Source organism: Subtercola sp. Z020 (genome assembly GCF_002931235.1).
Lineage (GTDB): Bacteria > Actinomycetota > Actinomycetes > Actinomycetales > Microbacteriaceae > Subtercola.
Map to the genome: position 1 here is coordinate 1 of NZ_PSTT01000002.1, position 12,707 is coordinate 12,707.

At 70.4% G+C, this 12,707-nt stretch carries 9 protein-coding genes and 2 pseudogenes; 6 read left to right on the forward strand and 5 right to left on the reverse strand.

All coding sequences use genetic code 11. The annotated features are described in order from the left end of the window. The 5 genes and pseudogenes from C5B96_RS17670 to C5B96_RS00055 form a co-directional block, all read left to right on the forward strand. Window positions 1-180 (forward strand): annotated as a pseudogene (locus C5B96_RS17670) (hypothetical protein); the annotation flags it as partial. Then, on the forward strand, window positions 177-1,319 hold the full coding sequence (locus C5B96_RS00040; protein WP_233188891.1) for a glycosyltransferase: 1,143 nt from the start codon (window positions 177-179) through the stop codon (window positions 1,317-1,319). The pseudogene C5B96_RS17670 and the gene C5B96_RS00040, both read left to right, overlap by 4 nt. A gap of 22 nt (window positions 1,320-1,341) precedes the next feature. Continuing rightward, window positions 1,342-1,956, forward strand: coding sequence for a PadR family transcriptional regulator (locus C5B96_RS00045; protein ID WP_199176501.1), 615 nt, complete (start codon window positions 1,342-1,344; stop codon window positions 1,954-1,956). Between the two features lie 129 nt (window positions 1,957-2,085). After that, window positions 2,086-3,672: an MFS transporter gene (locus C5B96_RS00050; RefSeq protein WP_104241699.1), complete on the forward strand. Its 1,587-nt coding sequence runs from the start codon at window positions 2,086-2,088 to the stop codon at window positions 3,670-3,672. A 117-nt stretch (window positions 3,673-3,789) separates the two neighbouring features. Next, a complete protein-coding gene (locus C5B96_RS00055) occupies window positions 3,790-4,365 on the forward strand; it encodes a YdeI family protein (protein ID WP_104241701.1) in 576 nt (191 codons plus the stop codon). Window positions 4,366-4,403: 38 nt separating this feature from the next. Here C5B96_RS00055 and C5B96_RS00060 read toward each other — a convergent pair whose 3' ends face one another. The 4 genes from C5B96_RS00060 to C5B96_RS00075 all read right to left on the reverse strand — a co-directional run bounded on the left by C5B96_RS00060 (window position 4,404) and on the right by C5B96_RS00075 (window position 11,406). Further along, window positions 4,404-4,961, reverse strand: coding sequence for a GNAT family N-acetyltransferase (locus C5B96_RS00060; RefSeq protein WP_233188892.1), 558 nt, complete (start codon window positions 4,959-4,961; stop codon window positions 4,404-4,406). A gap of 82 nt (window positions 4,962-5,043) precedes the next feature. After that, window positions 5,044-6,696 (reverse strand): ABC transporter substrate-binding protein, encoded by a 1,653-nt coding sequence (locus C5B96_RS00065; protein ID WP_104241703.1) that lies wholly within the window; start codon window positions 6,694-6,696, stop codon window positions 5,044-5,046. A 135-nt stretch (window positions 6,697-6,831) separates the two neighbouring features. Continuing rightward, window positions 6,832-7,869 carry a hypothetical protein gene (locus C5B96_RS00070; protein ID WP_104241705.1) on the reverse strand — a complete coding sequence of 346 codons (1,038 nt, stop codon included), beginning with the start codon at window positions 7,867-7,869 and terminating at the stop codon, window positions 6,832-6,834. Between the two features lie 78 nt (window positions 7,870-7,947). Then, window positions 7,948-11,406: a bifunctional proline dehydrogenase/L-glutamate gamma-semialdehyde dehydrogenase gene (locus tag C5B96_RS00075; protein ID WP_104241708.1), complete on the reverse strand. Its 3,459-nt coding sequence runs from the start codon at window positions 11,404-11,406 to the stop codon at window positions 7,948-7,950. Between the two features lie 146 nt (window positions 11,407-11,552). Here C5B96_RS00075 and C5B96_RS00080 point away from each other — a divergent pair, with 146 nt between their 5' ends. After that, complete coding sequence (locus C5B96_RS00080) at window positions 11,553-12,551, forward strand: LysR family transcriptional regulator (RefSeq protein ID WP_104241716.1); 999 nt, start codon at window positions 11,553-11,555, stop codon at window positions 12,549-12,551. Here the strand turns inward: C5B96_RS00080 and C5B96_RS17260 are convergent. Beyond that, window positions 12,520-12,707, reverse strand: a pseudogene (locus C5B96_RS17260) (hypothetical protein); the annotation flags it as partial. The gene C5B96_RS00080 and the pseudogene C5B96_RS17260 overlap by 32 nt on opposite strands.

The window sequence follows — 12,707 nt, forward strand, 5'->3', positions numbered from 1 at the left end:
CCCTCCGTCACGCCGGCACCTCCCCCGCCGGCCCCCACAGCGGACACCTCCGCTCCCGTCGGCGATCGAGACCCCGAAAACAGCCTCTTCGAGAACGACGTTCCGGCACCTTTCGCGGTTCCGACCGACATGCGCGCGGGCGCGGGCGGCGCGGGCGCGGCGGGGGAGGTGCCGGCGTGACGGAGGGCGCGGCGCGAGAGTGCGCACGGGGCGTCGGTCGCGGTGCGGAGGGCATTGCGGTCGTCACGCTGTTCTCGGCGGCGCGGCTGGAGCACGCGCTCAACCAGTTCGCGCTCCTGCTCGGGGGTACGGGCCCGGCGCCGCTGATCGTCGGGGTGTGGCTCGACGCCACTCCGGCCCCGGAGATCGAGGGCGTCACCATCGTGTGCGTGCCGCCGTCTGCGCCTGCCGCCGCCGACGCAGCTGACCCGGCAACTCCTTCCACCCCGGAAGGGCGGCCGGATGCGGGCGCGCCGACCGCCGGCGCCGGCGCGGGCGTGGGCACCGGCGCGGCACGGGCCGCTGGGGCAGCCTCGAGCGCCGGCGCCACCTCGCCCGCGCCGACCGCCGGCGCGGTTGTCGGCGCCGCCTCGGGCGCGGGAGCCGCAGGTGCGCGGCTGCGGCTCGCCGCGGGGCGGAACGCCGGCGCCGCCGCAGCGCAAGGCGCGGGGGCGCGGCTGCTCGTGTTCCTCGACGCCGACTGCCTGCCCGGGCCCGAGCTGCTCGAACGGTACGCCGAGGCTGCGGCCGAGCATCCGGAGTCCGTGCTCTGCGGGCCGGTCACCTACCTGCCCGAGGGAGCCCGACCCCGCACCGCGCGCGAGTTTGCGGTGGCGACGGCCCCGCACGCCGCCCGCCCGAACCTGCCCGCGGGCGAGACGCGGGCCGCGCACGACGACGAGTACCGCCTCTTCTGGTCGCTGTCGTTCGCCTGCGCGGACGCGACTTGGCGCACCAGCGGTGGGTTCGCCGAACTGTATGAGGGGTACGGGGCAGAAGACACCGACTTCGCCTCGACCCTCCGCGAGCGGCGCATCGATCTGCGCTGGGTCGGCGGAGCGCACGCCTACCACCAGTATCACCCCACCTCGTCTCCGCCCTGGCAGCACCTCGACGACATTCTGCGGAACGGCGCCCTCTACAACGCGCGGTGGGGCAGCTGGCCGATGCAGGGCTGGCTGGCCGCGTTCGAAGAGGCGGGCGCGATCGAGCGGGTGGGCGGGGGCTGGCGCCGGGTTCTGGATGCCGCGGGCCATCCCGTTGACGCTGCTCGACGTGGCACGGCAGAACGTGACAGTACAAAACTTGACACTGCGTGACTACTTACGCGAGAGTAGTCAGGTGTCATCGATCAGGTTCTACATTCTCGGCTCGCTCGCGCAGCACGGCGCGATGCACGGCCATCAACTGCGGCTGCTGGCCGAAGAGGAGCACGTGCACCTCTGGACGGACATCTCCGTCGGGTCGCTGTACGGCGCGATCAAGCGCCTCGCCGGTGAAGGTCTGATCGACGTGGTGCGCGTCGAGCGCGAGGGCAACTTTCCCGAACGGCAGGTGTACGCCATCAGTGAGGCCGGTCGTGAGGCGCTGGCGGGCATCCGCGAGCACCAGTTGACAGCCCTGACGTTCAAGCCGGATCCGTTCGACCTGGCGCTGACCCGCCTCGACGGGGAGGGGCTCGACGCGGTGCCGGCGATCATCCAGAGCCGCGTTTCAGCACTCGAGGCGCTGCTCGCCGAAACGCAGGCGACCAATGCCCGGGCGCTGCCGTACCTGACGCTCAGCGAGACGCATGCGATGAAGCACCGGGAGCATCGCATCCGCGCCGAACTCGACTGGCACCGCCAGCTGGAGGAGGCGGTGCCCGACATTGTGCGCGACGAACAGCAACGGAACGACGGCGGGCGCGCGCCACTGCCCACGGGGCACCAGCCCGCTGGGCATCGCGTGATGTAGTCGCTCCTCTCTTCTCCCTCTCGTTCTTCCTTCCCCTCTCGTCTTTCTTCTCGCTTCGCCCCTCGCCTCCGGCCGATGTCGGTGGCTCCCCCTACTCTTCTGAACACCTGCCACGAAAGGCCTGCACCCATGTCTGATCCCACCCGAGCGACCGAGGCCCGCCCCGCCGCGCCCGTCGTTCCGAAGCGCGCCTGGCAGGCGCTCGTCGTTCTGCTGCTCGGCATGTGCATCGCGCTGCTCGACACCACCATCGTGAACGTCGCGCTGCCGACGATCCGCCAGACCCTCGGGGCCAGCGAATCCACCCTGTCGTGGATCATCTCGGGCTACGCTCTCGCGTTCGGCCTCGCGCTGATCCCGGCCGGGCGACTCGGCGACCGCATCGGCCACAAATGGGTGTTCTTCACGGGCATCGCCCTCTTCACCGCCGCCAGCGCCGCGTGCGGGTTCGCGGCGAACGACACGCAGCTCGTGATCGCGCGCGTCGTGCAGGGTCTCGCCGGCGGTATCTTCGTGCCGGCGGTGACCGCGTACATCCAGCTGCTCTTCCCCGGGCAGGTGCGCGGCAAGGCGTTCGCCATCATGGGTGCCGTCATCGGTGTGTCGTCGGCGCTCGGCCCGATCATCGGCGGCCTGATCATCCAGGCATTCGGTGAAGAGAACGGCTGGCGCGGGGTGTTCTTCGTGAACCTGCCGATCGGTATCGTCACGCTGGTCGCGGCAGCCATGCTGCTGCCGAAGAAGAACGAGGCCGACGTGCAGCGGAGCGGGGGCATCGACTGGGTCGGGCTCGTGCTGGTCTCTGGTGCGTTCGTCGCACTGCTCGTGCCGCTCATCCAGGGCGAAGACGAGGGATGGCCGCTCTGGACCTTCCTGACGATCGCCGGCGGTGTCGTGCTCCTGGCGCTGTTCGGGCTGTGGGAGGTCTTCTACACGCGACGCGGCCGGTCGCCGCTGGTGCCGCCGAGCCTGTTCACCCACCCGGCCTTCACCGGCGGTGTCATTCTGGCGCTCGTCTACTTCGCCGCCTTCACCAGCATCTTCTTCACGATCTCGCTGCTCTGGCAGAGCGGTCTGGCGCACACGGCGCTCGAATCGGGCGCGGTGTCGATCCCGTTCGCGATCGGCAGCATCGTGAGCTCGTCGCAGAGCAACCGCCTGTCGCAGAAGCTCGGCCGCAATGTTCTGACTCTCGGAACGGCCCTCGTCTCGATCGGGCTCATCTGGCTGTGGCTCGTTCTGCTGCTCACCCCGGCCAGCGATCTCACCAACTGGGAGCTCATCGCCCCGCTGTTCATCGCGGGCGTCGGCAACGGGTTCTTCATCGCGCCGAACGCGCAGTTCATCGTCGCCACGGTCTCGCGGCAGGATGCCGGCGCGGCCAGCGGCGTCATCTCGGCGGTGCAGCGCATCGGTAGCGCCGTCGGCATCGCGATCATCGGCAGCGTGCTCTTCGGGTCGCTCGTGATCTCCGGCCCGTCGCAGGATGCCGTGGCCACCGGGTTCTCCCACGCCGCCGCCTCGGCGATGATGGTGTCGGCGATCTTCGCGGTCGCGGCGTTCCTGCTCGTCTTCACCCTGCCGAAGCGCGTGGCGACCTGGGGCGGCAAGCCCGACGGCGCCACCGGCGGCAAGCCGGGCGCCGACGCGGCCGGTGGCCGGCCGGAAGGTGCGGCTCCTGCCGCCGGCGCGCACGCAGGTGCCCCCGGCGCCTGACGCCCCCGGCGCCTCCAGCGCCTGACGCCCCGGCACCACCCATCGTGGAGTCGAGAACCGCCCTTCCCATACGGGTTTGGGGCGGTTTTCGACTCCATGGGTGGTTAAGGTGGGGGAGTGGAAGCCGAGATCCTGTACTGCCGAGACGCGGCAGCCTGGCGCGACTGGCTGGCCCAGCACGCGGCCGAGAGCGACGGGGTGCAGCTCGCCCTCGCCAAGAAGGGCGGAGCGCATCCGAGCGTCAGCTACGCTGAGGCGCTCGACGAGGCGCTCTGCGTCGGCTGGATCGACGGCCGCAAGAACCGTCTCGACGACGACCACTTCACGCAGAACTTCGGCCCGCGACGGGCCCGCAGCATCTGGTCGCAGATCAACCGCGACAAGGCCCTCGCCCTCATCGACTCCGGACGGATGCAGCCCGCCGGCCTCGCCGAAATCGAACGGGCGCGCGCCGACGGGCGGTGGGAGCGCGCCTACGCCGGCTCGAAGACGATCGAGGTTCCGGATGACCTGGCCGACGCCCTGCGGTCGAATCCCGCTGCCGCCGGGTTCTTCGCCACGCTCTCGAGCCAGAACCGGTACGCGGTGCTGTTCCGCATCGGTTCGGTGAAGCGCGCCGAGACCCGGGCGCGGAAGATCGCCGACTTTGTGGCAATGCTGGAGCGCGGCGAGACCCTCTATCCCCAGCGCTGACGCGCCGCCTCACCCTGAGTGGGGTTCGTGACCCTGCCTCAGCCGAGCAGCAACTCGAAGCAGAGGGACTGCGGAATCGCCTCGACGTACGGCTCGTACGTCGGGATCGGCGTGTACCCCAGCCGCGTGTAGAGCGCGACGGCTTCGGGCTGCTTGTCTCCCGTCTGGAGGATGATGCGCCGGGCATCCGGAGCCTCGAGTCGCACGATGCGCTCCAGCTCGCGCATGAGCGCCGAACCGACGCCGCGCCCCCGCTGGTCCCCGTCGACGATCACGCGCTTGACTTCCCACTCCCCGGCCAGGATGCGGAGCGCCGCGTGACCGATGGGCGTGCCGTCGGTATCGACGACGAGCACCGTCGCCCGCACGGTCGCCGGGTCGACAGTCAGCACGGCGGCGACAGCCGCATTCATCGGCCCGCCCGCGTGGTAGCGCTCGCCCATCTCGATGTCCATGCGGGTGCGGAGGGCGACAGCACGGGGGTCGTTCCACGCGACCTGCTCAAAGGTGAACCGGGCGGCGGTACGGGCAGCGGCGGTACGGTCGGCGGTACGTGCAGTGGCGGACGGGGATGCGGCGGGCAGGTCTGAACTCACTGATTCAGCGTAACCCCCGCGGCCATCCCGTCGCCCGCCCAGCGAACGCCGCCCGCCTACCGAACCCCCGCCGCCGACCCGCCTACTTCTCCACCCATGCGTCGTACAGCGTCGGCGTCGACACCGTCGGCATCGCGCGCACCCCGTGCACCGCCGACCGCAGCAGGTAGTGGTTCTGCTGGTCGTAGAGCGGCAGAATGTAGAACCCCTCGAGCACGATCTTCTGCGCCTGGGCGTAGAGCGTGGCGGCCTCGGCCGGGTCGGTGGTCTCTGTCGCACGGGTCAGCAGATCATCCAGAGCCGGATCCTTCACCTGTGAGTGGTTCGCGAAGTACCCGCTCGGGGCCGGAACAGTGCCCGAGCTGTCGAAGAGGATGCGCAGCACGTCGGGCCCGACCTTCGTGTACGGGGCGCTGACGAGGTCGTACGAATTGGAGCCCAGCGCGGCGTACCAGCTCGACAGGTCGAGCGGGCTCAGGTCGACCTTGAAGCCGGCCTCCTTCGCCGTCGCCTGCAGCTGCTCGAACAGAGACTGCTCGGCGGGGATCGACTGGTTCGTCGACACCGGGAACTGCACTTCGAGCACCTTCCCGTCTTTGGTGCGGTAGCCGTCGGCGTCTCGCGCGGTCCAGCCCGCGGCATCCAGAAGCGACGACGCCGCGGCCTGGTCGTAGCTGAACAGGTCGGGTTCGGAGATGCCGTCTTTCTCGATGCTCGAGAGCGCCGAGTACGAGCGGGTCGCCGTTCCGAAGAACAGGCTCTTCACGGCACTGTCGACGTCGGAGGAACGGATGAACGCCTCACGCACGCGCGCATCGTCGAACGGTGCCTTGCTGGAGTTCAGCTCGATGCGGTTCGAGGCCCCCGGCCGCGGTGCGTCGATCGCGACGACGCTGGAGTTCGAGGCCGCCTGCGACAGAATGTCGGGCTGTACGTTGTCGATCATGTCGACCGAAGAGGTCTGCAGCGCCGCATAGCGCGAGGTCGAGTCGGGCAGGAAGGTCCAGTCGATCTCGTCGAGGTAGGCGGGCCCCGTGTGGCCGGCGTCGGCGGGCGGCGAGGTGTAGCTGTCGTTGCGGGTCAGGATGATCGACTGCTGCCGGTTCCACTGCTTCACGACGAACGGGCCGGTGCCGACGGGTGAGGCGCAGTTGTCGGCCTGGGGGCGTGCGATCGCGGTCGGCGACTCCATCGCGAGCCACGGCTGTGAGAGCGAGTCGAGCAGCGCGCTGTCGGGCTGGCTCAGGTCGAACCGGGCGGTCTGCGCGTCGACCACCTCGACCTTCGCGACCTTCTGCAGGGCGAGGTAGCCCGTCGAGGAGCCTGTCGCCGGGTTCTGGATGTGCGCGACGTTCGCTGCGACAGCCGCGGCGTCGAGCGGGGTGCCGTCGGTGAAGGTGACACCGGGCTTCAGCGTGAACGTCCAGCTGAGGGCGTCGTCGGAGACCGACCACTCGGTCGCCAGCCACGGGATGACCTTCCCATCCGTGTCTTTCGAAACCAGCGATTCGAGGTACTGCGTGGCGACGAGCGCCTGCGGGTAGTTGCCGCCGACGTGCGGGTCGAGGCAGGTCGGCTCGGCGTCGCCGCTCGCGTAGACCAGCTTGCCTCCGGCGACGGGAGTGGAGCTGGTGGCCGCGGGCGTCGACGGCGCGCAGCCGGCGAGCAGGGCGGCGACGGCGGCCACGGCGACGGCCGATGCGGCGAGACGGGGGAGGGTGGGGCGACGGCGCACGGCGGGGCTCTCCTGGTGCTGTGGGGGATTGATGGACTCAGTCCACTATTGTACGCGGCTCAGGATGCCCGGGCCCCCGCCCCGCGAACAGCCGCCCCGCGACATCCTGCCCCGCGACATCCCGCCCCGCCGGTCTCATGACCGCCCGGCGACACCACCGGCCCGGGTCGTGCCGGGCCCGCGGAACCGGCGAACCGCCTTCTGTTTGCCGCCCTGGTCCCGAAAGTCCTCGGGGTTCAGGCGGTGCAGCCCCGCCAGCAGCTCGATCACGCTGACCCCGAACGTCGCCCGCACGGCTCGCTCGAGGGTGCCGTTGTCGGGGAACCCCGAGTGCGCCGTCGCCGCATGGATCGATGGCGCCGTCTCGCCGGCGGGCCTGCCCAGCAGGTCGACCGCGCGCACGAGCCGTCGGCAGTCGATCGTCTCCTGCACCGTGTCGCCGCTCCCGGAGTTCTCGAACGCCGCTTCGAGCTGCCCGACGCTCACTCCGAGCTCGGCCGCCAGCGATTGCGGGGTGAACCCGGGGTCGTCAGAGGCGCGGGCGATGACGTCGTCGGCCCGCTCGTGCAGCTGCCGGATGCCAGCGTCTCCGTCGTCGAGCTGTGCCTCGTCGCAGATGTAGAGCCCCGCAACGAGGCGAACGAGAATGGTCGCCGTCGGTTCCGTGGGAATCGAGTGGTTCTGGATGACCGGCAGCAGCGTTCGGAGGAACGGCAGCAGCGCGTCGTTCCGCAGGGCGCCGGGGTCGATGGGGGCGAACACGTATGCGGGGTCGATGCCGTAGGCGTGCAACTCCGCCCGCGGAACCGACAGGTAGAGAATGCGCGCCTCCGCGCTGGTCGATGCGGTGAGCTTGCCCCAGTTGGCGATGAAGGCGGCCTCGCCTTCGCCGAACGGAAGGGCTATTCCTCCGATGTCGATCGTGACCTCGCCCTCGAGAACGAACCCCACGTTGAAGTGGGACTCCCTCTGCGTCTCCGCATCGATCAGGTCGGGCACCTGTTCGATCGTGACGGGAGTGAAGGTCAGGTCGGAAAGCACCACGTCACCGAAGGTCCAGTGCGCGCCGTGCAGGCGGAAGGTCTCGGGGGAGTCAGACGACATGACCCCCTCGGTCAGCACGATTCCCTCAACCCCGTCGAGGTCGAGATGGGCGCGACTGCTCGCTGGCATATCAGTTCCTCCCTCGACGGAACCCAACCATATCCCTCACGCGCACCGCAACCATCCCCGCCGTGGGCGCGGCGCGGGTCAGATCACCCCGTCAGAGAGCGTGCTCGGCGCGCCGAACCGGTGACGGGTGATGCTGATCGCCTGTTCGTGCAGGAACGGCAGCAGCTCGAGGCGGCCCGAGGTGGTGACCGGGTTGTCGTAGACGGCCAGGTCGGGCCGCCCTCCCGTCGCCTCCGCGAGAGCCGTGCGGTCGCCGCCGATCAGGCGCACGCGCTGCATGCTGGGCAGGGTGGATGCCCGGGCCAGCCACTCGGCGTCGGTCTCGACGGTGACGCGCAGCGCCCCGGCGTAGGCCGAGCCGACCGCGGTGGCGAGCGTCGCCGCCCGCACGGGTACCGCGCTCGACACCTCGACGGGTGCCCCTGCCGCTGCGGCGGCCGACAGCACCCGCAGCAGGTGCAGCACGGGCGCACCGGCGCTCAGGCGCACCGTCACGGGCAGTGTGCGGTAGCGGAACACGTTCCGCTCGGCGCTCAGCCCCGAGACGTCACGCGCCACACCGAACTCCGCGGCCCAGGCCGCTTCATCGCTCGCCTGCGCTCGGGCGAGGAACGCGGCGTCGGCCGCAGCGCCCTCGGCGGCGGCGTCGGAGCCGACATGGTCGACGGCATCCGGAACCCACGAACCGAGCCCGATCAGGTAGTTCAGACCGCCGGCCTTGGTTCCCGCGCCGACGGCCGACTTCTTCCAGCCGCCGAACGGCTGGCGACGCACGATCGCGCCGGTCGTGCCGCGGTTGACGTAGAGGTTGCCCGCCTGCACCGTGTCGAGCCAGACCCGCAGCTCCTCGGGGTCGAGCGAGTGCAGCCCTGCGGTGAGGCCGTAGTCGACCTCGTTCTGCATCGCGATGGCCTCTTCGATGGTGGCAGCGGTCATGATTCCGAGCACCGGGCCGAAGTACTCGGTGAGGTGGAACTCGGAGCCGCGCGCCACGCCGGTGCGGAGGCCCGCGCTCCAGAGCCGGCCGGTCTCGTCGAGCTGCTTCGGCTCGACGGCCCAGCGCTCACCGGGCTGCAGGGTGGTGAGGGCCTTGAGCAGCTTGCCGGCCGCGGGCTCGATGATCGGCCCCATCTGCGTCGTCGGGTCGGAGGGGTAGCCGACTTTCAGCGCGCGCACGGCGTCGACGAGCTGGTTGTTGAACCGGTCGGAGGTCGCGGCAGAACCGACGAGAATCACGAGCGACGCCGCCGAGCACTTCTGGCCGGCGTGCCCGAAGGCCGACGAGACGACGTCTTTCACGGCCAGGTCGAAGTCGGCGCTCGGCGTCACGATGATGGCGTTCTTGCCGCTCGTCTCGGCGAGCAGCGGCAGATCGGGGCGGAACGACCGGAACAGTTCGGCGGTCTCGAACGCACCGGTCAGAATCACGCGATCGACCCGCGGGTCGGCGATCAGCTGGCGGCCGAGCTTCTGCTCGTCGACGTTCACCAGCTTCAGCACGTCGCGGGGCACCCCGGCCTGCCACATCGCCTCGACGAGCACGGCGCCGGAGCGGGCAGCCTGCGGTGCGGGCTTGATGACGACCGAGGAGCCGGCGGCGAGGGCTGCCAGCGTCGAACCGGCCGGGATCGCGATCGGGAAGTTCCAGGGCGGCGAGACCACGGTGACGCGAGCGGGAACGAAGGTGGCGCCCTCGACCCGGTCGAGTTCGAGCGCCCGTTCGGCGTAGAAGCGGGCGAAGTCGATCGCCTCAGACACCTCGGGGTCGGCCTGGTCGAGCGTCTTCCCCGTCTCGCTGGCCATGACCTCGAGCAGGTCGTCGCGCCGCTCGGCGAGACGGTCGGCGACGCGGTTCAGGATGACCGCCCGTGCGGCCCCGCCGAGCGCCGCCCATGCGTCGGCGTGCTGCCGGGCATCCGCCAGCACCTCGTCGAGTTCGTCTTCGGAACCGAGGGTCGTCTCGGCGACTCCCGTGTCACCGAGCGTCGAGCTCTCGACGCGGGAGAGGATGTCGCGGCCCCAGGCCCGGTTGGCGGGCAGGGCGGGGTCGGTGTCGGGCGTGTTCTCGAACGGCACCGGCTGCTGCTGTGCAGGGTGCGTCTCTGTCGCGCGGTTCTGCGTGCGGCGCGGTACCGGGATGCTCTGGTCGAGCCCGTCGAGTGAGCTGACGAACCGCTGGCGCTCGCGCTCGAACAGCGTCTCGTTCTCGGTGAGTTCGAAGACGGCCGACATGAAGTTGTCCTGGCTGGCCCCCTCTTCGAGGCGACGGATCAGGTACGCGATCGCCACGTCGAACTCCTTCGGGTGCACGACCGGCGTGTACAGCAACAGGCTGCCGACGTCGCGCTTCACCGCTTCGGCCTGGCCCTGCGCCATGCCGAGCAGCATCTCGAATTCGATGCCGCTCTCGACGCCGCGCTTCCGGGCCAGCAGCCAGGCAAAGGCGAGGTCGAAGAGGTTGTGGCCCGCGACCCCGATGCGCACGTTGCCGATGTGCTCGGGCTTCAGGGCGTAGCCGATCAGGCGCTTGTAGTTCGTGTCGCTGTCGCGTTTCGTGCTCCAGGTGGCGACCGGCCACTCGTGCAGTGAGGCCTCGACCAGTTCCATCGAGAGGTTCGCGCCCTTGACGATGCGCACCTTGATCGGCGCCCCTCCGTCGGCGCGGCGGGCGGCGGCCCACTCCTGGAGGCGCACCATGGCGGCGACGGCATCGGGCAGGTAGGCCTGGAGCACGATCCCGGCCTCGAGGTTCTTCAGGTGCGGCAGGTCGAGGATGCGGGTGAAGACGGCGATCGTGAGGTCGAGGTCTTTGTACTCCTCCATGTCGAGGTTGATGAACTTCGGCGTCGGGAACGATGCCGCCTTCTCGAACAGGGGAGTGAGGCTCGCGACGACGTGGTCGACCGCTTCGTCGAAGGCCCACACCGAGTGCGGTGCAACGGTCGACGACACCTTGATCGACACGTAGTCCACGTCGGGCCGCGCCAGCAGCCGGTGGGTGCCCTGCAGTCGGCGCTCGGCCTCGTGCTGACCCAGCACGGCCTCGCCGAGCAGGTTCATGTTCAGCCGGACGCCCGGCTTCCTGATGGTGGTGATCGCGGCGCCCAGCTTCTGGTCGGTGGCATCCACGATCAGGTGACCGACCATCCGCCGCAGCACCGCACGGCTGGCCGGTACGACGACGCCCGGCAGCACGGGCGCCACGACACCGCCGACGCGCACGGCCGACTTCAGGTACCAGGGCAGGAACGCCGGCACCTTCGGGGCGAGCTCGGCGAGATTGCGCGCCGCCACCCGCAGGTCTTCGGGGCGGACCACGCCATCGACGAAGCCGACCGTGAAGGCCAGGCCGTTCGGGTCTTTCAGCACGCCCGCGAGCTGGGTCGCCGAGGAGTCGACCGGCTGGGTCGCCGACGACGCGAGCCAGCGGCGCACGAGCGCAACCACGTCGTCGGTGAGCGCGACCGCCTCGGCATGCAGGCTGTCGGGCTGCTCAGGCTGTACCTCGTCGGTCGTCGGGGTGGCGAGGTCAGTCATCGGGAGTCTCCTGCGGGTCAGGGCGATCGGTGGATGCTCCCAGTCTGAGCGCCGTCTCAGATCAGGTAAAGCGATCTTTTCTGACGGGTATCAGTAAGATCGGCTTACCGGACGCATCCGGTGATGCTTCGACGAAAGGGATGCCGGTGCTCGACGTGCGACGCCTTCGGCTGCTGCGCGAACTGAAGTTGCGCGGCACCCTCGCGGCGGTGGCGGCGGCGCTCAACCAGAGCCCCTCGTCGGTCTCCCAGCAGCTCGCCCAGCTCGAAGACGAGGTCGGCGTCGAGTTGCTGCAGAAGAGCGGACGCCGCGTGCAGCTCACTGCGCAGGCCGAGATCCTCGTCGAGCACACCGCAGCGGTGCTCGAGCGGCTCGAACGCGCCGAGTCGGAGCTCGACGCGTCGCTCCTCCGGGCCACCGGCGTCGTGCGCATCGCGGTCTTCCAGTCGGCGGCCCTCGCCCTCATGCCCGCAGCCCTCAGCCTCCTCGCCCGGCTGCATCCCGGGCTGCGGGTCGAAATGACGCAGCGTGAGCCCGAGACCGCGCTCTACGAGACGTGGGCGCGCGGCTTCGACCTCGTGATCGCCGAGCAGTACCCCGGCCATGCGGCGCCCATCCACCCGGAGCTCGACCGGCTGGCGCTCACCACGGATGCGCTGCGGCTGGCGGTGCCCGGGCCCGGCGGTGCGGGCGGGCTCGGGGTCGCGGGCGGGCTCGGCGGGGCGGGCGGGCAGGCCGATACGGGCGATGCGCCTCGCATCACCTCCCTCGAGGGCGCCGCGCGTGCGGCCTGGGTCATGGAACCGCGCGGTTCGGCATCCCGCCACTGGGCAGAGCAGGCCTGCCGCCAGGCCGGTTTCGAGCCTGACGTGCGCTTCGAGACCGCCGACCTGCAGGCCCAGATGCGCCTCATCGAGTCGGGCAACGCCGTCGCGCTGATGCCCGACCTCGTGTGGACCGACCGCGGAACCTCCGCCCAGCTCATCGACCTGCCGTCGGCGCCCCGCCGAACCGTCTTCACCTCCGTGCGCCGGGCGAGCGCGGCGCGACCCGGCATCCTCGCCTGCCGCGAGGTGCTCGCCCGCGTCGCCGCCGAGCAGGCTGTGAGCGGGTCTACCGCGAGCGGGGTTCCCGGATGCTCGTGACGATGTCCACGAGGGTCGGCGTCGCGGGAGCCGACCCGAACCCGAACGTCACCGGAGGTGACAGCCGACGCATCCCGCCCATCGATTCGCCCTCCCAGGTCGCCTGCACGCTGAGGATCGCACGGGCCGAAGTCACCCCGTAGAACTCCCGCCGCC